Source organism: Rothia nasimurium (assembly GCF_042660305.1).
GTDB lineage: Bacteria > Actinomycetota > Actinomycetes > Actinomycetales > Micrococcaceae > Rothia > Rothia nasimurium.
The window spans coordinates 367,317-389,746 of the sequence record NZ_JBHSTW010000018.1; the positions used below are offsets into that span (position 1 = coordinate 367,317).

A 22,430-nucleotide genomic window follows, 5' to 3' on the forward strand; every position below is an offset into this window, starting at 1 on the left:
ACCGTGTCACCTGGTTGCTCAGGTGGCCCAAGGTGTGCAGGCCAGCGATGAAGAGATCTCTCGGGCCTTCGCAGAAAGAGCTTGATTCGGTAAGTAGTCCTGCTCACTTTGAAATAAGTAAGTCTACTTGGTAAAATAATGGGTGCAAGTAGCTCTCAATGAGGAGGTACCATGAAGGACATTTACGCCAAGAAAAGTCCAGCCAAGGTTGGTCTGAATGCGGTGCTCTGCCTAGTCATTGCGCTTCTTTCTGCTTCATCTGCGATGGAGCACTCGGGGTTCTTTGGAGTGCTGCTATGGGTAGGCGCTCTCTTCTTTGCCACCGCTGCGATTGGACTAGCAATCTATCTAGCCATGGGGCGTAAGGCCCTCGCCATCACAGCAGAAGGAATCCTGAACAGAACGACTATCTCAGCAAGATCATCGGCTCTCATTCCCTGGGAAGCTGTTGGTGGAGTCTCCAACGAGCTAGGCGGAATCAAGATTCACCCCAGCTCCCATGCAGACGCAGAATGTCACATAAACCCGCGGAACCAGGCCATTATGACCCAGCACCTCACGCTACCTTCTGGAATGAAAAAGCGCGATCTCATAGAAGCTATTGAGGACTATCGAGATTTCGTGCATGGTGAAGCCAAAGTTGCAGCCATAAATACCAGCCGATAGGTCTGCAATAGAACCTCTAAACCGAACATGTCCAAAAATATCGATATACTGAACACGGAAGAAATCTTCCGCATCCCCAAGAAGCTCGGCATGAGCTTCCTGATTGGCACGGGCTGGATAGCTGTGGGTCTGTGGTTTATCCATAACCCACCGGACTGGAGGTACCACCGCGTCCTGGCATCCGGCGTGGGGTGCATTGTCGCCGGCATCTTCACCTTTATCTACTACTACCGCCGCAGGTACGCCCTGATTCTCACGCCCGAGGGTTTCTACAACCACTCAACGGTTCTTGACCACGGCAACCACCTGATTCTGTGGAGCGTCATCGGAGATATCACCGCCGATAGACAGGGCAAAGAAATCAGGGCTGTCATCGCCGATACCCACGCCTATAACTGGACCTTAACCGGTATCCGTGCTCTGACCCGAGTGACCCACGAAGGTGCAGCAAACTCAACCATCACTATCTCAACGATGGCCATGAAGCTACCTGAGGGGATGAACATAGAAGACCTGGCATCAGTCATGAGAGGCTACCGCGATAGAGCTTTGAACCAACCCACAGTAGAAGGGCCTGAAAACCAAGAGGCTGATACTGAGTGCTAAGTTTGGGAAAACTACCATTCTGGCCGCCTCCGCTCAGCATCAACTTCCAGCCTCGTCCTGTTGAGTTCTGTTGTATGTACTAGACACCAATCTTGTTAGTGAGATTCGGAAGGTTCCACCCACGAAAAACCCTGCGGTGCAGCGATGGCTTGGGTAGCAGTACTCCGACCAGCTTTTTATGAGGCCAAGCTAGTTGGCCGGCCGAGTAAAAACTTCCACCGTTGAAACCACATCACCCTGGGAAAAGTCCTTAACCTCAGCACTAGGGGTGTAGCCTAGGGCCCGCCAGAAAGGTTCGGCGACCTCGGCGTTAGTTGCCACAATTCCCAAACGTAAGGTGCTGATATTTGGGTGCTGCCGAACCGCACCCAAGTAGGCGTCGTGCAAGGCCCGGCCCACCCCGCGTCCTCGCGCCTGACCATCAACCAAGGCCAGAGCCACATGAGCAAACTGCTCACTGGGGAAACCCAACACAGCAATCAAAACCCCAACCAGGCGTCCGCCCTCAAAGGCTCCCAACAGCACAGGGGAGTGGGATAAACCGGGTGGGAAGACCGTCAGGTTTTCCAGCGCAGAGCCGGGCTCGGCGGGGCGGCCAGAAATCCGTAGGAAGTAATCAGGGTTCTGGTTATAGAGCTCCTGGACCAAATCAGCTTGGGTGGGCGCGAGCGTCTCAACCTGAATCATGCGGCCCCCTCCACCAGTCGTTCAATAAACCTGACCGCATTATCGCGGGTGCGAGCTATGCGCTCTTCGAGGGACAGGGTCTCGTCCATCTGGCGAATACCCGCTGGCTTTTTCTTGCCCCGCACATAGTCGGTGCAGGCCAGGTTGGAGCACAGGTAGGTGCCGATGGTGTTGCCGCGTCGCCCCGACTCGCCCGGCCGGGCCGCCGTATACAGCGAAATCCCGGACCCAGGGTGCAGAGTCAAGCAGAACTGGCACATCTGAGCGGCCTTACTCTGGGCCTTAGACTTTTGCAGCAGCACGCCATGCACCTGCCCCTCGTGTTCCACAACCAGGCAACCCTTGAACGGGCTTTTCGGGTCGAGCCAGGAGAGGAAAATCAGGTTGTCCCAATTCTGCTCCTTGAGGCTGGGCAGGTTGAGGCGTTTAGCCTCGCCCTTAGAGCAGTTAATAAAAGACGAGCGGACGGCAGCTTCGGTCAGTTCTTGCATACCTGCAAGTTTACCCTTTAATGCGGGAATATCCCGGCCCCGCACCCGGTTGAAGCAGATACACAACACCATCTGAAAGGCCGAGATAATATGGCATCACCCCTCTTTGAACCCTTTACCCTGCGCTCCATGACCACCCGTAACCGTCTCTGGGTTCCGCCCATGTGCCAGTACTCGGTTGACCAGCAGGACGGTAAGCCAACCGCCTACCACATTTCCCACTACGGGGCTCTAGCCCGGGGCGGAGCCGGTGCTGTCATTGTCGAAATGACCGGCGTTGAACCTGCCGCCCGCATTAGCCCCTACTGCCTGGGCCTGTGGAGCGATGACCATACCGAAGCCTTCAAGCCGGTCGTCGATGCCATTCACGCCGGGGGAGCTAAGGCAGGAATTCAGATTGCTCACGCCGGGCGGAAGGCATCGACCCCCGGTGAGCTTGTGCCGCACGATGGTCGATCCCTGGGGGAGGACGAGGGTGGCTGGGTCACGCTGGCCCCGTCCGCGCTTGCCTACCCCGGCTTGAAAGAACCCGAGGAACTGACCGAAGAGAAAATTGACGGTCTGGTGCAGGCTTTCGCCGCGGCTGCCACCCGTGCGGTGGCTGCTGGCTTTGACTTCATTGAGATTCACGGGGCCCACGGCTACCTGATGACCCAGTTCCTCTCGCCTCTCTCTAACCAGCGTGAAGATTCCTACGGTGGTTCCCTGGAAAACCGGGCCCGTTTCGCGCGCAGGGTTGCCCGAGCTATGCGCGATGTTATGCCCGCCGAGATGCCCCTGATTGTGCGCCTGTCGGCCACTGAGTTTGTTGACGGTGGCATTACTGTTGAGGAAACCTCACAGGTGGTGCGCTGGCTCGCCGAGGATGGCGTAGACTTTGCCGATATCTCCACCAGCGGCAACTACCCGGCAAAGATTAATGTTTATGCGGGCTACCAGGTTCCTATGGCCGCTCAGGTCAAGCGCGAGAGCGGTCTGCCGGTAGGGGCTGTTGGCATGATCAACTCACCGCGTCTGGCTGAGTTCATTGTGGGGTCGGGGCAGGCTGATGTGGTGCTGGTGGGCCGGGAGGCTCTGCGTAACCCCGCCTTCGCCCTGCACTGGGCTGACGAACTCAAGGTCGATATCGACTATGTGCCTGCCCAGTACCAGCGGGCCTGGCGCACCCGGCGCTAGGCGGCGTCCTACCTGCCCCTCGGGATAAACTGAGGGGTATGGTAGAAATTCCCCACTACACCACCGACGATTTTGAGCTGCCGGGGGTTCCGGACGCTTTCCAGCGGCTCTGGACGCCCCACCGCCGCGCCTACGTGAAGGGCGGGCAAAAGGACTACACCGAAAACACCTGCCCCTTCTGCGGTGCCCCCACCCATGATGATGCCGAGTCGCTCATCGTGCACCGTGGCGAGCACGCCTACGTCATTCTCAACCTCTACCCCTACAATCCCGGGCACCTGCTGGTCTGCCCCTACCGGCACATCCCCAACTACGACGACGCGACGCTCGAAGAAACCGCCGAAATTGCTGCCCTCACCCAGAAAGCCATGGGAATTCTGCGGGAGGTCAGCCGAGCAGCCGGCTTCAACATCGGCATGAACCAGGGCAAGGTCGGCGGGGCAGGGGTTGCCGCCCACCTACACCAGCACATCGTGCCCCGCTGGAGCGGCGACACCAACTTCCTGCCCATCGTCGCCGGCACCAAGACGGTCACGCAGACCCTGGACGAGATTCGGGACCTGCTCAGTGCTGCCTGGGATAGTTGAGGGCAGTAGGTAAGCCAACCGCCCGCCGACCCTCTGATATCTCGCGCTGGGGCGCTCGATATCATTCACGCCAGCCCCGAGCCAGCGGGCTTATTGGCTTACCTACTGACCTCCTAGAACAGCAATTCCTGCACGGACGCCGGGGGAGTGAGTTCCCCGTGCTGGCGGCAGGTTCTGTTGGAGAGTTCTGCGGTGTTGATGAGGAAGGTCTGGTCGGGGTCGCCGAAGTGGGCGGTGAGGAACTTCCCGGTTCCACCGGTGATGTAGAAGCCGTGGGTGCCTTCGGTGAGGGTGGGGTAGGCGGTGAGCGGCTCGGGGTTTTCTGCCCGTAAGGACGCGTAGGCTCGGCTCATCGCGACGGACGGCACCCAGCGGTCTGCGGTGATATCGAAACCGTCGATGGTGTCGTGGGCGTCTTCGAGCGCCCAGGTGGCGTTTTCTACGGCCATGTAGTGTTCAGATTTGAGGCGCTCGGTGCTGGCGGGGTCGACCCAGGCCTTGTATTTGGTGGAGGCCCGTTTGAACTGGGTGAGGTTGGCTTCTTGCGAGACCAGGTCTTCGAGCTGGCGCACGATGATGCCGGTGTCTGCCCGGGCAACGAAAGTAGCTGCGGCGACGGCCTGGTCGTCGAGACGGCGGGGGTTGGAGTGCAGGGAAGCGGTGCCGACCTTGGAAGTACCGTCGGGGAAGGTTGCGATGTAGAGGTAGTGTTCGAGATTGACGTAGGCTAGGGCTGCCTCGTTCATTCGAGAACCCAGGTGGATGCGGTGAATAGGCGCGAATTCGTCGCGGGCGAAACAGGAGTCGCACTGCTTGCCCTTGGTGATGATGGTGTGGGTGGGGCAGGGCTCCAGGTGAAAGCCAACGCTACCGACGTTGGCCCGTGAGTAACCGCTGCAGTAGGTGCCGGCGCCGCGGACGTCCGCCGGGAGGGCGCTAAGACCGAGGAAGCTGCCCGGGGTGATGGCTATAGTTTCAATCTCACCGCTAGGTTGACTGTCAAGAAGAGGCTCAACTTTAAGGTAGGGGGCCCTGTCGCGCCAGGTGATGTCACGCCAGATAAATTCGGGGAAGGGTACAAGCTGGTTCATGGAAGTAGTCATTACAGGTTCGAAGCATACACAAACCCGGTAAGATAGTCACCATGTCACGACCTGTTGTTCGCCTTGTTGGCCAAGGCATTCGTTATGCGACCAAGTTGCGCGGGGGCGGCTCTGCCTTCCCGGGCTTGGTCATGGAGAAGTTGCACCCTAATTTTGTGGCGGAGGAGCTGGCTAAGCTGCCGCGCGGTGTCGTCGTTGTTTCGGGTACGAACGGTAAGACGACCACCACCAAGATGGTGGTGCAGCTGCTAGAAGCCCAGGGCCTGAAGGTCTTTACCAACCGCACCGGGTCGAACTTCGTGCGGGGCGTAGCTGCTGCTCTGCTGGGTGAGATGAACCTGGCGGGTAAGTTGGACGCTGACATCGCGGTACTTGAGCTGGACGAGGCTCACGCTGTGCACTTTGTACGCAAGGTCAAGCCCAACTACGCGCTGCTGCTCAATGTTCTGCGTGATCAGCTAGATCGCTTCGGTGAGATTGATACGACCCGCCGTATGCTGGCTACGGTTGCCGGTGCCACGACGGGCACCGTGGTGCTCAACCGCGAGGACCCGCGTATTCGTTCTCTGGCTGAGAATATTCAGCCCGGCACTCGGGTGAGCTACTTTGGCCTGTCTGAGAAGTTGCGTGCCCTGTTCCCCTCCGATGACGATCTGCGCACCAGCCCCGAGGGTACCGAGCGCGCGGACGCCGGCCTTCTGGCACCGGAGCTGCCGGCGGCGTCCGTCCTGCTCAAGGACTTCAAGGGAACCGCCGCCACCTTCGACGTTGCCGGTAAGGAATTAGCGGGCACTATTAACCTCTACGGGGTCTACAACATCTTTAACGCCGCTGCGGCAATGGCCCTGACGCGCGAAGTCATGGGGGATGCCCTCAATGAGACTAAACTTCTGGCTGAACTTGAGCATATCGCCCCGGCTTTTGGCCGCGGTGAAACCCTCAACGTTAACGGCCAGACCCTGCAGCTACTTCTGGTGAAGAACCCCAGCGGGTTCCGTCTGGCGCTGGCATCCGCCGACGCTAAGGACTACGCCACCATGATCACCATCAACGACGCCTACGCCGACGGCCGCGACGTTTCCTGGCTCTGGGACGTCGACTTCCACTCCCTGACCCAGGGCGGCGTCACCATGGTGTCGGGTGTGCGCGCCTACGACATGGCCCTGCGCCTGCAGCACGACGATGTTTATGTAGAAAACATCAACGAGGACCTCGAAGAAGCCCTCGCCACCTTTATTGCCAAGTCAGAGGGGCGCCCCATGCGCATCTTCTGCACCTACACCGCCATGCTGGCCATCCGTAAGGAACTAGCCAAAATCACCGATGTGGAGGAAATCTAATGAGCGATTTTGAGAACGCACCGGTCGAAGCGGGCGAGCAGATTATCACCCAGACCGGCAACAACAAGAGCCTCAAAATTGTGCAGCTCTACCCCAAAGACATGAACATCTACGGGGACTGGGGCAACACTCTGTCGCTCTCCCGCCGGGCCCAGGCCCACGGTTTCACCACCGAAATCGTTGACTACAACCCCGGTGATGAATTCCCGCTTGATGGCGATATCTTTGTGGGCGGCGGCGGCCAGGATTCAGGCCAGTCCGTGATTCAGGACGACCTGCTCGCCAACGCTGAAACCCTGCGCATGCTGGCAGAAGACGGCACCCCCATGCTGGTCATCTGCGGTCTGTACCAGCTCTTCGGTAGAGAGTTCAAAACCGTAGGCGGCGTCACCCTCAACGGTATTCGCGTTTTTGACGCTAAAACCGTAGGCGGCGAAGAACGCCTAATCGGCAACATCGTTGAGGAATCTGAAGAGTTCGGCACCATCATCGGGTTCGAAAACCACTCGGGGCTCACCTATCTCTCCGGAGATACCAAGCCCCTGGCCACCGTCACCAAGGGCGAGGGCAACAACAAGGAAGATTCCGGCGAGGGCGCCCGCGTCCACAACGTCATTGGAACCTACCTGCACGGCTCCCTGCTGCCCAAGAACCCGGCCATCTCGGACTTCCTCATCAAGCAGGCTGCTATCAAGAAGTACGGTGAGTTCACCCCCGTCGTCATCGACGACACCCTTGTGGAAAAGGCACGGGCCTCAGCGTCCGCCCGTCCGCGCTAGAATAGTACGAGGTACATCGCGCCTGCCCGCGTGCAGGCGCACCAGACGAATAAGGAGAATCATGTCAGGTCACTCCAAATGGGCCACAACCAAGCACAAGAAGGCAGCAATTGACGCCAAGCGCGCCAAGGCCTTCGCAAAGTACATCAAGGCAATTGAAGTTGCAGCTCGCATGGGTGGCCCCGACCCGGCAGGTAACCCCGCCCTCGACCTCGCAGTATCAAAGGCCAAGAAGAACTCTGTTCCCAACGACAACGTTGAGCGCGCTATCAAGCGCGGCGCTGGTCTGACCGGTGAAGCCATTGACTACACCGAAATCATGTACGAGGCTCGCGGCCCCCAGGGTACCGCCCTCTACATCGAGTGTCTGACCGACAACCGCAACCGTGCAGCCGCTGAGGTTCGTACCGCCGTTACCCGCAATGGCGGCACCATGGCAGACTCCGGTTCAGTAGCCTTCCTCTTCGAGCGCAAGGGCGTTGCCGAAGTTGCTAAGACCGAGGGGCTGACCGAGGACGACGTCCTCATGGCCGTGCTCGACGCCGGTGCTGAAGAAGTCATCGACGATGGCGAGATTTTCACCGTTGTCTCCGAGGCAACCGACCTGCCCGCCATCCGCAAGGCTCTGGAAGAGGCTGAACTCGAGTACAACAACGACGACCCGGTCTTCCGCCCCACCATGCAGGTAGACCTGGACGCTGAGGGTGCTAAGAAGTTCCTCAAGCTTGCCGACGCCATCGAAGAACTGGACGACGTGCAGAACGTATACTCCAACGCAGACATCAGCGAAGCCGTTATGGCTGAGCTCGAAGCTGAATAATCAGCAGGGAAAGGAGGAGCGCGTGGCCCCGGCTCACGGCACCTCACACCAGCGCCCGGAACCCGCCCCGCGAGTTCCGGGCGCTGCCCGCATTCTGGGGGTCGACCCGGGCCTCACCAGGTGCGGTTTCGGTTTGGTCGATATGACGGCCAACCGCAAGGCCCACTTCGTCAACGTGGGAGTAGCGGGTACCGCCGCTTCGGAGAGTCTGGATGCCCGTATCCTTAAGATTCTGCGCGCGGCCGAGGCATGGCTCGACACCTACCAGCCCGACGCCCTGGCGATTGAGCGAGTTTTTGCCCAGGAGCAGGTCAATACCGTGATTGGTACTGCCCATGCCTCCGGCGTGGTGATTGCGGCTGCCGCTGCGCGCGGTGTGCCGGTACACTTCCACACGCCCTCAGAGGTGAAGGCAGCTGTGACAGGTTCAGGACGCGCTGACAAGGCATCGGTGGGGCGCATGGTCACCCGCATTTTGAGGCTTGACGCCATGCCCAAACCGGCGGACGCAGCGGACGCCCTCGCCCTAGCTATCTGCCACGGCTGGCGCGGCGGTGGCATTGGCTCCGGCATCAACATGGCAGCCACCACCCAGACCCACCAGGGCTCCAACCCGGCGGCAGCGCGCCGCAACGCGCAGCTCACCCCCGCCCAGCGCGCCTGGATGGAGGCGGAGGCAAGGGCAAGAAGGTAGATCGCGGTCTAATGATCAGCGGACTCACGCTCGCTGCCGACCCTCTCGCTGGTTCGCTGGCGCTCACAAGCGATTCACGCCAGCCCCGAGCCAGCAGCTTCGCTGTGAGTCCGCTTCTCATATGTGACAGGCAGAAGTAGCTCCCCACCCACCTCTTGTATTAGTACATATATTCGAATAGAATTGGTTTCATGATTAGCTCACTGACCGGTACCGTGACCCATCTGGGGTTGGAGACCGCTGTTATCGACGTTAACGGTTTTGGCATGCTGGTGCATCTCAATGCCCGTACAGCTTCGCAGCTGCGCCTGGGGGAGAAGGCTACGGTTCTGACCACCATGATTGTGCGTGAGGACTCCATGACCCTCTACGGCTTTGCTGAGCCTGCCGAGCGTGAGGTCTTTGACATGATGCTGTCGGTGTCGGGTATTGGCCCGCGTATTGCCCTGGCAGTGTTGGGTGTGCATACCCCGGCTGAGGTTGAGCGTGCTGTGGCAACCGGTGATGACAAGGCTTTCACCAAGGTTCCCGGTATTGGCCCTAAGGGGGCGCGCCGTATCGTCCTTGAGCTTGCTGGCAAGCTGATTTTGGCGGACGGCGCTACCGACCAGCTGCCTATCGACCAGGGTGTGAGCTGGAAGCCCCAGGTGCAGGACGCCCTGACCAGCCTGGGCTGGAACGAGCGGGACGCCGTGAGCGCTATTGAGTCCTTCATTGAGCACAACCCGAAGGCTGAAACCATGGGCGTTGCCGAAGCGCTACGGGCGGTGCTGGCTTCGCTGGGCAACCAGAATACGGTGGGGCGATAGGTAGAGTATGAGTCAGTTCCCTCACGCCGATGGCCAGATTCCCGGCCAGCGCCTGGTTTCGATGGATGAAGAGCCAGAAGAAAAAATGATTGAGGCGGCCCTGCGCCCCAAGTCTCTTGATGACTTTGTGGGGCAGCAGCGCGTGCGTCAGCAGCTGTCGCTGGTGCTTGAGGCATCGAAGATGCGCGGACGCTCGGCCGACCATGTGCTCCTGTCGGGTCCTCCCGGTCTGGGTAAGACTACCCTGGCGATGATTATTGCTGCCGAAATGGACGCCCCCCTGCGTATCACCTCCGGCCCGGCTATTCAGCACTCGGGTGACCTGGCTGCGATTCTTTCGTCGCTCACCCCCGGCGAAGTGCTCTTTCTTGATGAAATTCACCGTATGAGCCGCCCGGCTGAAGAGATGCTCTATATGGCCATGGAAGACTTCCGTGTGGATATCGTGGTGGGCAAGGGTGCCGGGGCAACCTCTATTCCCCTGGAGCTGCCGCCCTTCACCCTGGTGGGGGCAACCACCCGCGCGGGTCTGCTGCCCGGGCCCCTGCGTGACCGCTTCGGCTTTACCGGCCACCTGGAGTTCTACTCGGTTACCGAGCTAGAGAGTGTAATCCGCCGGTCTGCTGGCCTGATGGAACTCAACATTAGCCCCGAGGGCTTTGCAGAGATTGCGGGTCGGTCCCGGGGTACACCCCGAATCGCCAACCGCCTGCTGCGTCGCGTGCGCGACTGGGCTCTGGTCAACGGCATCGACCGTATCGAGGCCTCAGCGGCAGCAACAGCCCTCAACATGTACGAGGTCGATGAGCGCGGCCTGGACCGCCTAGACCGTGCGGTGCTTGAAGCTCTGATTACCAAGTTCGGCGGGGGACCGGTGGGCCTCTCCACCCTGGCTATTGCGGTGGGCGAAGAGACCGAAACCGTTGAGACCGTCGCCGAGCCCTACCTGGTACGCGAGGGCCTGATCGGGCGAACCCCCCGTGGGCGAGTTGCCCTACCCGCTGCCTGGGAGCACCTGGGGCTAGAGGCACCCGAGCTGCCCTAGCCGTCCGCCCCTGTAATATCAGAGGGTAACCAGCCAACTGCAAGGAACTTGGCATAGAATGGGGACTTAGTTTGTTCACCCCCACCAACTACGTTAAGAGGGATTCTCGTGCAGTCAGGCTCACCCCTGTTTATGCTCCTACTTCTGGGCATCATGATGCTGGTGCTCATCGTGCTACCGGCCCGCCGCGCCAAGAAAGCCCAGCAGCAGATTAAGGAACGTCAGGACGCCATGGTGCCCGGCACCCAGGTCATGACTAACTTTGGTCTCTACGGCTCTGTTGTCTCTATCGACAAGGAAGCCAACACCGCCCACCTGGAAATCGCTCCGGGCACCGTGGCTAAGGTTCACCTTATGACTGTCACCAGCATCGAGGAAGACACCGCTACCGCACCGGTAGCCGACGCCGAGCGTCCTGTCATCCAGGGTGAAGTCGCCGACGATCCCAAAAACTAAACCACAGCTTAGGGTGCGCTACCTCTAGATTCAGAGGTGGCGCGCTTTTTCACGTTTCACGAACCCACTCACCTGAAGGGGCACCGATGGCTCAACCATCCAACGTCACCAAAGCCAGAGGGGCACTTGCCTCGATGGCCCTGGTGCTGCTCTTACTCGCCGGAGGAATCTTCGGCACCACCTTTTCCGGGGGCAGCTGGCTGCCCAAGCTGGCTCTAGACCTCTCTGGAGGTACCCAGCTCATCCTGTCACCCGAGGTCAACGACTCCTCGGGCGAGGCCATTACCGCTGAGCAGCTCGACCAGGCTGTTGAAATTATCCGTCAGCGCGTTGACGGCGCGGGTGTAGCGGAAGCAGAAGTAACCACCCAGTCGGGCCAGAACGTCGTGGTTTCTGTACCCGGCACTTTGAGCTCCGAAACCCGTAACCTGATTCAGACCTCGGCGCAGATGAGCTTCCGCGCCGTCATTAACGCCGGTGCCCCCCAAGCGGTTGCAGCGGACGCGGCAGCAGCCGAGGACGCCCTGCCCTCACCGACCGCTGAACCCACCGACGGGTCGGACTACAACTGGGTTACCGGCGACCTCTGGCGCCAGTACGAGCAGCTGGACTGCACTGTCCCCGCTAACGTGGATACCTCTAACCAGGACCCCAACTCCGCCATTGTCGCCTGTGCCTCAGACGGAAGTGAAAAGTACATCCTGGGCCCCATCGAAATTGAGGGTACCGATATCGACACAGCCTCCTACTCCCAGGTGGCTAGCTCAACCGGTTACGCGACCGGCCAGTGGGGCGTGAACATCGTCTTCAACGAGGCTGCTACCCAGACCTTTAAGGACGTCACCACCCGCCTGAACGCTATTCGCGGCACCAACGCGTCCGACCCCCGCGCCCGGTTCGCCATTATGCTGGACGGCCAGGTGCTCTCTTCCCCCGTTACCCAGGCAGTGATTACCAACGGCCAGCCTCAGATTACCGGTAACTTTACCGAAGAAGAGGCAGCCAACCTGGCCGAGCAGCTCAAGTACGGTGCCCTGCCCATTAGCTTCACTATCCAGTCAGAGCAGCAGATTTCTGCAACCCTGGGTGCTGACCAGCTAAAGATGGGTCTGATTGCCGGTCTGATTGGTCTGCTGCTGGTGTTTATCTACTCCCTCTTCCAGTACCGCCTGGTGGGCCTGGTCAATATCACCTCGATTATTGTGGCTGGCCTGCTCTCCTACGGGGTGATTGTGCTGTTGGGTCACCTGATGAACTACCGCCTGTCGCTGGCGGGTGTAGCCGGTCTGATTGTGTCAATCGGTCTGATGGCAGACTCCTTTATCGTTTACTTTGAACGTATTCGCGATGAGATTCGTGCCGGCCGCACCATCCCTGCCGCTATTGACCACGGTTGGCTGCGGGCCAAGCGCACCATCATGGCCTCCAAGGCTGTGAACCTGCTGGCCGCTGTAGTGCTCTATTTCGCCTCGGTTGGTAACGTGCGCGGCTTTGCCTTCACCCTGGGTCTCACCGCCGTTTCAGACCTGATTATTACCTTCCTCTTCATTCACCCGCTCATGGTTCTGCTGGGCCGCAAGGACTACTTCCGTAACGGCGGCCGCTTCTCGGGCATGGACCCGGTAGCCCTCGGCTCCACCCCGCTCTACCGGGGTGCGGGGCGCGTCCGCACCCCTGAGGAAGCCGAAGGATCCCTCTCCCTGGCTGAGCGTAAGCGCCGCGAGCGCCTTGCCGCTGAGGCGGCTGAAGCCGAAGCGGCGCAGGGGAGTGCTGATGCGGAGCCCCTGCCTGCCGCAGATTCCACCACTACCGAGGAGGCCCGCCGTGGCTAATAAACTCGCTCAGTTCGGTAATGAACTGCATTCTGGTCAGCGGTCGTTTGGGTTTGTGCCTAAGCGTCGTTTGTGGCTGACGATTGCCCTGGCCCTGGTTGTGCTGGCGGCCCTGGTGCCGGTGGTGCGCGGTGGCTTCAACCTGGGTATTGAGTTCCGCGGTGGTTCTGAGTTCACCGTGTCGCAGGTGGCCGATACGGATATTTCTATCGGCCAGCAGGCGATTGCGGACGCCGCCCCCGAGGCTACCGACGTGCGCGTCACTAATATCGCTGCGGGTACCGTGCGGGCCCAGATGAGTGAGCTGACGGACGATGAGACTCTGGCTGTGGGTCAGGCCCTGCAGTCGGCCTACGGCGTGAGCGCTGACCAGGTGACCTCGTCCTTCGTGGGCCCCACCTGGGGTGCTGGGGTTACCCAGCAGGCTCTGGTGGGTCTGGCCTGGTTTATCTTGCTAGTCATGATTGGCATGGCCCTTTATTTCCGTACCTGGAAGATGTCGGTTTCAGCAATTGCTGGCCTGATGTTCACCATCGTGACCACGGTGGGCCTCTATGCCCTGATTGGCTTTGAGATTACTCCCAGCGCCATCATTGGCTTCCTGACCATCTTGAGTTACTCGCTTTATGACACCGTGGTGGTCTTCGATAAGATTCGTGAGAACACTGAGGGGCTAGAGAAGCGCCGCGACACCACTTTCGCTGAGCAGGTGAATTTAGCGGTCAACCAGACCCTGGTTCGTTCTATCAACACCTCGATTGTGGGTATTTTGCCGGTGGGCTCGATTCTCTTTATCGGCGCCCTGCTCCTGGGGGCAGGTACCCTCAAGGACCTCTCCCTGGCCCTCTTCGTCGGTATCATCATCGGTACCCTGGGCACTCTCTTTGTGGCGGCTCCTGCCTACGCTGCCCTGCGCCTGGGCGAGAGGGGCGTGCGTGAGCATACCGAGCTCGTCCGCCGTGCCCGCCAGGGGCAGGTAGAAGAGGCCGAAGAGCGCGAGGACGCCGTCGCGCAGCCGGATGCCCCGGTGATGGTCACCGTGCATTCGGTTAACCTCGATAGCAAGTAGGCCAAGAGCTAGGCCTTTTACCCTAGAAACGGGAGCGGAATACAGTCCGCTCCCGTTTTTATTACGCGCAGTGTGGAATTAATCTAAGATAGTCCCACACGAGTATTTCAGTTTGAGGGGGAATTGGGCATGAGCCGGTCAGAAGAGAGCAGCCAGAAGGATTCTCGCGCAGAGGGTAAGCGGCCGGTTCGCGGGTCGCACCGGGTCATGTCTGCTTCGGGGCGTGTGCCGACCCGTCTGGTATTTGGGCGGGAGCAGCAGGAGGGCCCTGCCCCCCGTTTTTCTCCGGTGCTGGCACCGGTGATTCGCACCGTCAAGAAGTACCACCCCGACGAAGACCTTGAGGTGCTGCAGCGGGCCTTCCAGGTCGCGAACCACTACCACCGGGGGCAGAAGCGCAAGAGCGGGGACCCCTACATCACCCACCCGGTAGCCGTGACGACCATTCTGGCTGAGATAGGTGCTACCGGCCCCGTGCTGGTCGCTGGTCTGCTGCACGATACGGTCGAAGATACCGAGTACACCCAGGAGCAGCTCACTGCTGATTTCGGCTCTGAGGTGGCCTACCTGGTTGATGGCGTCACCAAGCTTGATAAGGTCAGCTACGGCGATAACGCCCCCATCGAGACAATTCGCAAGCTGGTTATCTCGATGTCGCAAGATGTGCGCGTGCTGCTCATCAAGCTGGCTGACCGCCTACACAATGCCCGTACCTGGCGGTTCGTCTCCGGTGCCTCTGCGGCACGTAAGGCCGAAGAGACCCTGCAGATTTATGCCCCGCTGGCTCACCGCCTGGGTTTGAACACCATCAAGTGGGAGCTGGAAGACCTCTCCTTTGCCGCTATGAGCCCCGATATCTACGCCGAGATTGTGCGGATGGTGGGCGAGCTTACCCCTAAGCTCGAAAAGTACCTGGCCGAGGCCCGCGTGACGATTGAGGATCGCCTGGCCCAGGTAGGTATTGAGGCCACTGTAACGGGCCGCCCCAAGCACTACTACTCCATTCATCAGAAGATGAAGACCAAGGGTAAGAGCTTCGACGACATCAACGATATTCTGGCCGTGCGCATTATGGTCGAGGACGAGAACGATTGCTACACCGCCCTGGGGCATGTGATGTCCCTGTGGATGGCGGTTCCTGGGCGCTTCAAGGACTACATCAAGCAGCCCAAGCACAACCACTACCAGTCACTGCACATGACGGTGCACGGGCCCGGCGGCCTGCCCCTGGAAATCCAGATCCGCACCTACAAGATGCACGAAGAGGCTGAGTACGGTGTGGCTGCCCACTGGCGGTACAAGGCTGCCTCCCGCGGTGAAAAGGTAGACCTTTCACCCAAGGAACCTAGCACCCAGACCGCTGCCTTCAACATCGGTATTTTACAGTCGATTTCTGAGATTTCGAACTCCAACCCCGAGTCTGAGCAGTTCTACCAGCAGCTGTCTGAGCGGCTTGAGACCGATGAGATTGTGGTGCTGACTCCGCAGGGTAAGCCCATTAGCCTACCGGTGGGCTCAACCCCGGTTGACTTTGCCTACGCTATCCACACTGAGGTGGGGGACCGCACTATCGGCGCTAAGGTCAACGGCAAGCTGGTGCCCCTGCACACCGAGCTCGAAACCGCCTCAACGGTTGAGATTCAGACAACCAAGGACGAGAACCACGCCCCGAGTGAGGACTGGCTCAAGTTCGTGCGCACCAGCAAGGCGCGCACCAAGATTCGCCAGCACTACGCCAAGGGCCGCCGTATCGAGGCCATGAACCGGGGCAAGGAGCGCGTGGTTAAGGCTATGCGTCAGCACGAGCTTCCCCTGACCAAGATGATGACCCCCGAGCTCATGCTGCAGGTAGCCCAGGACCTGCACAAGCACGATGTGGCCACCCTCTACCACGCTGTGGGCGAGAACGAGGTGGAGACCCAGGCCGTCATTACCTCCCTGGTCAACCTCTACTACGGTGAGGACGACGTCGACCAGACCGTTGAACTCGATAGCTTCGACGCCTCCCTGGTATCTAACCGCCGCTCGGTGGGCGATGACAACGGTGTGGTGGTACCCGGCGCTGAGGGTATTCTGACTAAGATTGCCCGCTGCTGCACCCCCGTACCGCCCGACGACATTGTCGGCATCGTCACCCGCTTGCAGGGTATCTCGGTGCACCGTACCGACTGCCCCAACGTACTGAGCCAGGCTGACGACCCCCGCCAGACCGCGGTGGAGTGGGCATCGCACGGTAACTCCGTCTACCGGGTTTCGATCCAGGTGGAGGGCATCGACCGTAAGGCCCTGCTCTCAGACACCATCCGGGTTATTTCTGAGGCCGGTTGCAATATCGTGGACGCCAAGGTTCACACCAGCGACGAACGTTTTGTGGTCAACCGCTACACCGTAGAGCTCTCTGACCGCTTCATGATGGAGCACCTGCTGAACCAGATTCGCAACGTCCCCGGTATCTATAATGCCTACCGCCTGACCGGCTCGCGTCCGCTCATGAACCAGCAGGACTAGACCCCGGCTATTTCTGCCGCCTCAAGCTGGTGAGCCAAGTGCTGGGCTCTGAGCAGGGCTGTAGCTTTAAGGCTCATCTGCTCCCGGGCACTCTGGAGCAGAAGCTCAGGAGTAACGCTGTTCTGGCTATCGCGCAGGATGTCTTTGACGATAGCCAGGTCGCTCTCATCGACCGAGTGGGTAATGATGTCCAGCGCGGTTTTCAGCGGCGTGGTCAGACGAATCGGCCCGATAGTCATGGTGTCATAGGGGCGAAGCTGGGCCTGATGGCTTGCAAAGTTCGCCCGGCAGGGGCGGGGCAAGTTGAAGCGGTTATCCCGATCGTAATCAACGTGCAGGCGCCCCTCCGGTAGCTCGGGCAGGTAGCCCAGAACCCAGGCTGCGGTGGTTCGGCAGTAGCGAATCCGGTGGTGGTAGCCTGCCGGGGTAAGTAAACCCAGGCTGGCTGCCCGCATAAGTGGGGTGGGCTCGTCCTCCGGTTCCCGGTAGATGCCGTGATGAAAGTGCACTAGCCCGCGCTCCTTGAGGAAGGCCCGCCACTGAGCTGCGGGGAGCCCCGTGGTCTGCTGGCTATACAGGCGGACGAGCGCCGGTAATTCCCGCGAATCGGCCTGTTTGTGCTCTGCCCGGGCAGGCTGAAAAGAACTGCTGTCGTGGGCGATCACCTGCAGAGAGTTGTGGGGGCTGGGCCTTCCCGGGGCTAGGGGGAAGGGAAGCTCTGAGAGAGCACCGAGTGAGTTGAGATGTTCCATGCCTACGTTTTAGCACATCAACGCAGGGTGCACGATAAAAAGTTGCCAGGCTGTGGATAACTTTCCCGCCTAAAATTACTTATCCACAAAAATCCCCCGTCTACCGGCCGGTAGACGGGGGATTTTCGCGTCACAAAGACGTCACAGATAAGGCTGGGGCTTAGGCGCCAAACTCAGCAGAAGAAGCCTTGAGGGTCTCTAGCCACTGCTTGCGGGCGTCTAGGGCTTCCTGGGCCTTCTTGATCTTCTGGGCGTTGCCGCTGGCCTCGGCCTTAGCCAGGTCGGCTTCAAGACCGGCGATGGCGTCCTCCAGCTGGGTCAGCATGGAGTTAGCGCGAGCCTGCTTAGCGGGGTCAGTCTTCTGCCACTTAGCGTTTTCGGCGCGGTGGATTTCGTCCTGAACCTTACGCAGTTCCTGCTCAACGCGGCGCACCGAGTTGCGGGGCACGCGTCCGATGGCCTCCCAGCGGTCCAGAATACCCTCGAGAGCCTTCTTAGCCGCAGCGATATCGGTAACGGGCAGGATGCCGCGGGCCTCTTCCAGCAGGGCTTCCTTAGCCTGAAGGTTGGCCTCGAACTCCTTATCCAGCTCAGCGTTCACCGCGGTGCGGGCATCGAAGAAGACGTCCTGGGCTGCGCGGAAGCGGGCCCAGAGGGCGTCATCTTCCTTGCGGGTTCCACGGGGGGCTGCCTTCCACTGATCCATCAGATCGCGGTACTTAGCTGCGGTAGCAGCCCAGTCGGTGGAGTTCTGCAGAGCCTCAGCCTCAGCAATCAGGGCTTCCTTGACGCGCTTAGCCTTGGCGTTAGCCTCATCGAGCTGGGAGAAGTGAGCACGGCGGCGGCGGTCAAAGCTGGTGCGGGCAGCGCGGAAACGCTTCCACAGCTCGTCCTCGATGCTCTTGGCCAGGTGGTGTTCCTTCTGGGTCTTCTTCCACTCTTCGAAGAGCTCGTTCATGCGGGCGTGGGAGTTCTTCCAGTGAATAGCGGAGTCGTCCTTAGCCACGATAGCCTCAGCCTCAGAAACGATAGCTTCACGGGCTTCAAGGGCTGCCTGGCGAGCTTCGGCGCTCTCGGTCTTCTCTGCTTCCTCACGCTCATTGATTTTGCCAACCAGGGCAACCAGGCGTTCCTGCAGGGCGGCGTAGTCGCCCACCATGTTGCGCACAGCAACCTGCTGGCCCAGATGGGCAGCTGCCTTCTGCAGGTCAGCGGCCTTGGCCTTGCGCTCTACGCGCTCTTCGAGCAGGGCAACCTGGGCTTCAAAGTTCTCAAACTTACGGGCGAAGTAGGCGAGGGCTTCGTCGGCAGATGCGCCGGGTACCTGGCCTACGGCGTATTCTTCACCGTCAACGATAACGAAAACGTGGCCGTCCTCGTCCACGCGGCCAAACTGGCGGGCCTTATCGAGATCTACATTGAGGGTGGTGTCGTCGGATTGGGTAGTCACCGCTATAACTCTTTTCGCATCAGTAGTGGGGGAGCTAACCCCCGTTTAAGTAATGAAAAGCGCACCAGACCGGGCCATATCGATAGGGCTGGTTGCCGTCCTGGGTGTGAGGTGGCAATAATCTATCGGGCGCAGGTGGCGCAGTAACCAGCATAGCGTGTTTAAGGGCTTCACGGGGGCAATTACCCGGCAGGTGCGCCAACGGTCTAGTATTAAAGGGACTGTGCTCTGCTGTGAGAACGCTTGTTTCCCGAGGGCACGTTACCTACTTCAACCGTTTTCAACCGATAAAAGGGGAGCACATGGCTCGCAAACAATCGCTTTCTGGTTTTCCGGAGCACCTGCCCGAGGAACGCCTGGTAGAGAATTTTGTTCTCGATACCCTGCGAGAGACCTTTGAGCTTCACGGCTTCTCGTCGATTGAAACCCGGTCTGTAGAAACCATCGAGCAGCTGTTGCGTAAGGGTGATATCGATAAAGAGGTCTACGCGGTCTCCCGTCTGCTGGATGATGCGGACGAGGCCCGGGGCGGCAAGAAGGAAAAGCTGGCCCTGCACTTTGACCTAACCGTTCCCTTTGCCCGTTACGTGGTAGAGAACGCCGGCTACCTTTCCTTCCCCTTTATGCGCTACCAGATTCAGAAGGTCTGGCGCGGTGAACGCCCCCAGGAGGGCCGCGCCCGCGAGTTTACCCAGGCCGACGTGGACGTTGTAGGCGATGGTGCCCTGCCCTTCCGCTACGATGTCGAGCTGGCTCTGGTCATCGTTGATGCGCTCTCCAAGCTCCCCATTCCCGACTTCAAGCTGCGGGTGAACAACCGCAAGCTCTCTGAGGGCTTCTACCTGGGCCTGGGCCTGACCGACACCGCCGGGGTGCTGCGCAACATCGATAAGCTTGAAAAAATTGGCGCGGATGCCGTCGCCCAGCTTCTGAAAGAAGAGGTCGGCGCTAGCGATGAGCAGGCCGCTGCCGCCCTCAAGCTTGCTAGCATCCGCGCTGAAGATACATCTTTTGCTGACCAGGTTCGCGCCCTGGGGGTCACCCACGACCTGCTCGAAGAGGGCCTAGCTGAACTGACCGAGGTTATCGGTGAGGCAGCTAAGCGCGCCCCTGGCAAGGTAGTAGCTGACCTTTCCATCGCCCGCGGTCTGGACTACTACACCGGCACCGTCTACGAAACCGTGCTGGTAGGTCACGAACAGCTGGGTTCTATCTGCTCCGGCGGCCGCTACGAGTCTCTGGCCTCCAACGGCAAGAAGACCTACCCCGGTGTGGGCCTTTCGATCGGTGTAACCCGTCTGGTTGCCCGTATCCTGTCTCAGGGGTTTGCCGAAGCTACCCGCAAGGTGCCCACCGCCGTCCTGATTGCCCTCACCAACGACGATATGTGGTCAGGTGCCCAGGACGTCGCCGACGCCCTGCGCGCCCGCGGTATCGCCTGCGAGGTCTCAGCCACCGCCGCCAAGTTCGGTAAGCAGATCAAGTACGCCGAAAAGCGCGGCATCCCCTTCGTCTGGTTCACCTCAGCGGGGGAGAATGGCGAACTCACCCACGAGGTAAAAGACATCCGCACTGGCGAGCAGGTAGCTGCTGACCCCGGCACCTGGGCCCCGCCAGCCGAAGACCTGCACGTGCGCGTGCTCCCTACCGCCTAATTCACACCCGTCCAACCGGTGCCAGGCGCACCACAACACGGTAAAATCGGGAGCAAACTGAACTTTAGACAGTGCCACCCGGTACCGTGCCCCATCGAAAGGAACTCAGTGCTACGCACTCACACCCTCGGCGAGCTAACCGCCGAGAACATCGGAGAAACCGTTACCCTCTCTGGCTGGGTAGCCCGCCGTCGCGACCACGGTGGCGTGGCCTTCGTTGACCTGCGTGACCGCGAAGGCGTCACCCAGGTCGTCTTCCACAACGAAGCCGACTTCGAGCACCTGCGCAACGAGTACGTCCTCAAGGTCGTGGGCGAAGTAACCCGCCGCCCCGAGGGCAACGAAAACCCCAACCTCACCACCGGTGACATCGAGGTTATGGTCAAGGAGACCGAGGTGCTCAACACCTCAGCGCCCCTGCCCTTCCAGATTGATGAGCACGTTGAAGTGGGCGAAGAAGCCCGCCTCAAGTACCGCTACCTCGACCTGCGCCGCCCCGAGCCTGCCCGCCTGATGCGCCTGCGCTCAGAAGCAAACCGCGCCGCCCGCGAGGTGCTGCACGGCCAGAACTTCACCGAGGTTGAGACCCCCACCCTGACCCGCTCCACCCCCGAAGGTGCCCGCGACTTCCTGGTGCCCGCACGCCTGGCACCCGGCTCCTGGTATGCCCTGCCCCAGTCACCCCAGCTCTTCAAGCAGCTGCTGCAGGTGGGCGGTATCGAGAAGTACTACCAGATTGCCCGCTGCTACCGCGACGAGGACTTCCGCGCCGACCGTCAGCCCGAATTCACCCAGCTGGATATCGAGGCTTCCTTCGTTGACCAGGAAGACATCATCGACCTGGGCGAGCGTATCGTTGAGGCCGTCTGGAACCTGATTGACGTCAAGGTGCCCCGCCCCATCGAGCGTATTACCTACAAGGACGCCATGGAGAAGTACGGCTCTGACAAGCCCGACCTTCGCTTCGGCCTGGAACTCACCGAGCTGACCGACTACTTCAAGGACACCACCTTCCGCGTCTTCAAGGCACCCTACGTCGGTGCCGTAGTGATGCCCGGTGGCGCCTCCCAGGCCCGCCGCACCCTGGACGCCTGGCAGGAATGGGCCAAGCAGCGCGGTGCTAAGGGTCTTGCCTACGTGCTGATCCAGGAGGACGGCGAGCTGACCGGCCCCGTTGCTAAGAACATCACCGACGCTGAGCGCGAGGGCCTGGCTGAGGCTACTGGCGCTAAGCCCGGCGACTGCATCTTCTTCGCAGCCGGTGAGGCCAAGGCCTCTCGTGCCCTGCTGGGTGCAGCCCGCGTTGAGATTGGTCACCGCACCGGTCTGATTAAGGACGGCGACTGGTCCTTCGTCTGGGTGGTGGATGCCCCCATGTTCGAGTCAGCAGCTGATGCAACCGCGTCCGGCGACGTCGCCCTGGGCCACTCAGCCTGGACCGCAGTGCACCACGCCTTCACCTCACCCAAGCCCGAGTACCTGGATTCCTTCGACGAGAACCCCGGTGAGGCCCTGGCCTACGCCTACGACATCGTCTGCAACGGTAACGAAATCGGTGGCGGTTCAATCCGTATCCACCAGCGCGACGTGCAGGAACGTGTTTTCAAGGTCATGGGCATTACTGAGGAAGAGGCCGCCGAGAAGTTCGGCTTCCTGCTGGAGGCCTTCAGCTTCGGTGCGCCCCCCATGGGCGGTATCGCATTCGGCTGGGACCGCGTGCTGCAGCTAATTGGCGGCACCGATTCCATCCGCGACGTCATCGCCTTCCCCAAGACCGGTGGCGGCTATGACCCGCTGACCGCAGCCCCTGCGCCGATTACCGCGCAGCAGCGTAAGGAAGCCGGCGTGGACTTCAAGCCCAAGAAAGACGGCGAGAAGTAAGCGCTCTTTCCCGGTAGGTACCAT

At 60.2% G+C, this 22,430-nt stretch carries 21 protein-coding genes; 16 read left to right on the forward strand and 5 right to left on the reverse strand.

Annotated features, from left to right (window positions below; translation table 11 throughout):
• The first annotated feature begins 171 nt into the window (after positions 1 to 171).
• Positions 172 to 666: a hypothetical protein gene (locus tag ACFP6B_RS08710; RefSeq protein ID WP_377129283.1), complete on the forward strand. Its 495-nt coding sequence runs from the start codon at positions 172 to 174 to the stop codon at positions 664 to 666.
• Between the two features lie 27 nt (positions 667 to 693).
• The gene (locus ACFP6B_RS08715) at positions 694 to 1,272 is read left to right on the forward strand and encodes a hypothetical protein (protein ID WP_377129285.1); all 579 of its coding nucleotides are present in this window, start codon (positions 694 to 696) and stop codon (positions 1,270 to 1,272) included.
• Between the two features lie 189 nt (positions 1,273 to 1,461).
• Here the strand turns inward: ACFP6B_RS08715 and ACFP6B_RS08720 are convergent, their stop codons facing one another.
• Both ACFP6B_RS08720 and ACFP6B_RS08725 read right to left on the reverse strand, forming a co-directional pair.
• On the reverse strand, positions 1,462 to 1,959 hold the full coding sequence (locus ACFP6B_RS08720) for a GNAT family N-acetyltransferase (protein ID WP_377129287.1): 498 nt from the start codon (positions 1,957 to 1,959) through the stop codon (positions 1,462 to 1,464).
• Complete coding sequence (locus tag ACFP6B_RS08725) at positions 1,956 to 2,450, reverse strand: FBP domain-containing protein (protein ID WP_377129289.1); 495 nt, start codon at positions 2,448 to 2,450, stop codon at positions 1,956 to 1,958. Before ACFP6B_RS08725 ends, ACFP6B_RS08720 begins: the two co-directional genes overlap by 4 nt.
• 90 nt (positions 2,451 to 2,540) lie before the next feature.
• On the opposite strand from ACFP6B_RS08725, the gene ACFP6B_RS08730 reads away from it, so the two are divergent.
• Positions 2,541 to 3,626, forward strand: coding sequence for an NADH:flavin oxidoreductase/NADH oxidase (locus ACFP6B_RS08730; protein ID WP_377129291.1), 1,086 nt, complete (start codon positions 2,541 to 2,543; stop codon positions 3,624 to 3,626).
• 38 nt (positions 3,627 to 3,664) lie between these two features.
• Entirely contained in the window at positions 3,665 to 4,213 is a 549-nt protein-coding gene (locus tag ACFP6B_RS08735; protein ID WP_377129293.1) for an HIT family protein, read from the forward strand.
• Positions 4,214 to 4,326: 113 nt separating this feature from the next.
• Here ACFP6B_RS08735 and ACFP6B_RS08740 read toward each other — a convergent pair whose 3' ends face one another.
• Positions 4,327 to 5,304, reverse strand: coding sequence for a hypothetical protein (locus ACFP6B_RS08740; RefSeq protein ID WP_377129294.1), 978 nt, complete (start codon positions 5,302 to 5,304; stop codon positions 4,327 to 4,329).
• A gap of 44 nt (positions 5,305 to 5,348) precedes the next feature.
• On the opposite strand from ACFP6B_RS08740, the gene ACFP6B_RS08745 reads away from it, so the two are divergent.
• The 10 genes from ACFP6B_RS08745 (at position 5,349) to ACFP6B_RS08790 (ending at position 16,668) form a co-directional block, all read left to right on the forward strand.
• Positions 5,349 to 6,656 carry a MurT ligase domain-containing protein gene (locus ACFP6B_RS08745; protein ID WP_377129487.1) on the forward strand — a complete coding sequence of 436 codons (1,308 nt, stop codon included), beginning with the start codon at positions 5,349 to 5,351 and terminating at the stop codon, positions 6,654 to 6,656.
• Positions 6,656 to 7,435 carry a type 1 glutamine amidotransferase gene (locus tag ACFP6B_RS08750; RefSeq protein WP_272878463.1) on the forward strand — a complete coding sequence of 260 codons (780 nt, stop codon included), beginning with the start codon at positions 6,656 to 6,658 and terminating at the stop codon, positions 7,433 to 7,435. Before ACFP6B_RS08745 ends, ACFP6B_RS08750 begins: the two co-directional genes overlap by 1 nt.
• Before the next feature lie 61 nt (positions 7,436 to 7,496).
• Positions 7,497 to 8,255, forward strand: a complete 759-nt coding sequence (locus ACFP6B_RS08755; protein ID WP_237199417.1) for a YebC/PmpR family DNA-binding transcriptional regulator — start codon at positions 7,497 to 7,499, stop codon at positions 8,253 to 8,255.
• A gap of 22 nt (positions 8,256 to 8,277) precedes the next feature.
• On the forward strand, positions 8,278 to 8,949 hold the full coding sequence (gene ruvC / locus ACFP6B_RS08760; protein ID WP_237242213.1) for a crossover junction endodeoxyribonuclease RuvC: 672 nt from the start codon (positions 8,278 to 8,280) through the stop codon (positions 8,947 to 8,949).
• Between the two features lie 191 nt (positions 8,950 to 9,140).
• Positions 9,141 to 9,758, forward strand: coding sequence for a Holliday junction branch migration protein RuvA (gene ruvA, locus ACFP6B_RS08765; protein ID WP_237193875.1), 618 nt, complete (start codon positions 9,141 to 9,143; stop codon positions 9,756 to 9,758).
• Positions 9,759 to 9,765: 7 nt separating this feature from the next.
• Positions 9,766 to 10,803: a Holliday junction branch migration DNA helicase RuvB gene (ruvB, locus tag ACFP6B_RS08770; RefSeq protein WP_185174666.1), complete on the forward strand. Its 1,038-nt coding sequence runs from the start codon at positions 9,766 to 9,768 to the stop codon at positions 10,801 to 10,803.
• Between the two features lie 108 nt (positions 10,804 to 10,911).
• Entirely contained in the window at positions 10,912 to 11,259 is a 348-nt protein-coding gene (locus ACFP6B_RS08775; RefSeq protein ID WP_237206584.1) for a preprotein translocase subunit YajC, read from the forward strand.
• Positions 11,260 to 11,345: 86 nt separating this feature from the next.
• Positions 11,346 to 13,091 carry a protein translocase subunit SecD gene (secD, locus tag ACFP6B_RS08780; RefSeq protein WP_377129298.1) on the forward strand — a complete coding sequence of 582 codons (1,746 nt, stop codon included), beginning with the start codon at positions 11,346 to 11,348 and terminating at the stop codon, positions 13,089 to 13,091.
• Positions 13,084 to 14,160, forward strand: a complete 1,077-nt coding sequence (gene secF / locus ACFP6B_RS08785; RefSeq protein ID WP_377129300.1) for a protein translocase subunit SecF — start codon at positions 13,084 to 13,086, stop codon at positions 14,158 to 14,160. Before secD ends, secF begins: the two co-directional genes overlap by 8 nt.
• A 129-nt stretch (positions 14,161 to 14,289) precedes the next feature.
• Positions 14,290 to 16,668, forward strand: coding sequence for a RelA/SpoT family protein (locus ACFP6B_RS08790; protein WP_377129302.1), 2,379 nt, complete (start codon positions 14,290 to 14,292; stop codon positions 16,666 to 16,668).
• Here the strand turns inward: ACFP6B_RS08790 and ACFP6B_RS08795 are convergent.
• Positions 16,665 to 17,420, reverse strand: a complete 756-nt coding sequence (locus tag ACFP6B_RS08795) for a hypothetical protein (protein WP_377129304.1) — start codon at positions 17,418 to 17,420, stop codon at positions 16,665 to 16,667. The two genes, ACFP6B_RS08790 and ACFP6B_RS08795, sit on opposite strands and share 4 nt — an antisense overlap.
• 160 nt (positions 17,421 to 17,580) lie before the next feature.
• A complete protein-coding gene (locus tag ACFP6B_RS08800; protein WP_377129306.1) occupies positions 17,581 to 18,870 on the reverse strand; it encodes a DUF349 domain-containing protein in 1,290 nt (429 codons plus the stop codon).
• Positions 18,871 to 19,172: 302 nt separating this feature from the next.
• Here ACFP6B_RS08800 and hisS point away from each other — a divergent pair, with 302 nt between their 5' ends.
• Both hisS and aspS read left to right on the forward strand, forming a co-directional pair.
• Positions 19,173 to 20,525, forward strand: coding sequence for a histidine--tRNA ligase (gene hisS, locus ACFP6B_RS08805; protein ID WP_377129308.1), 1,353 nt, complete (start codon positions 19,173 to 19,175; stop codon positions 20,523 to 20,525).
• Between the two features lie 108 nt (positions 20,526 to 20,633).
• Entirely contained in the window at positions 20,634 to 22,406 is a 1,773-nt protein-coding gene (aspS, locus tag ACFP6B_RS08810) for an aspartate--tRNA ligase (RefSeq protein WP_377129310.1), read from the forward strand.
• Positions 22,407 to 22,430: the final 24 nt, after the last annotated feature.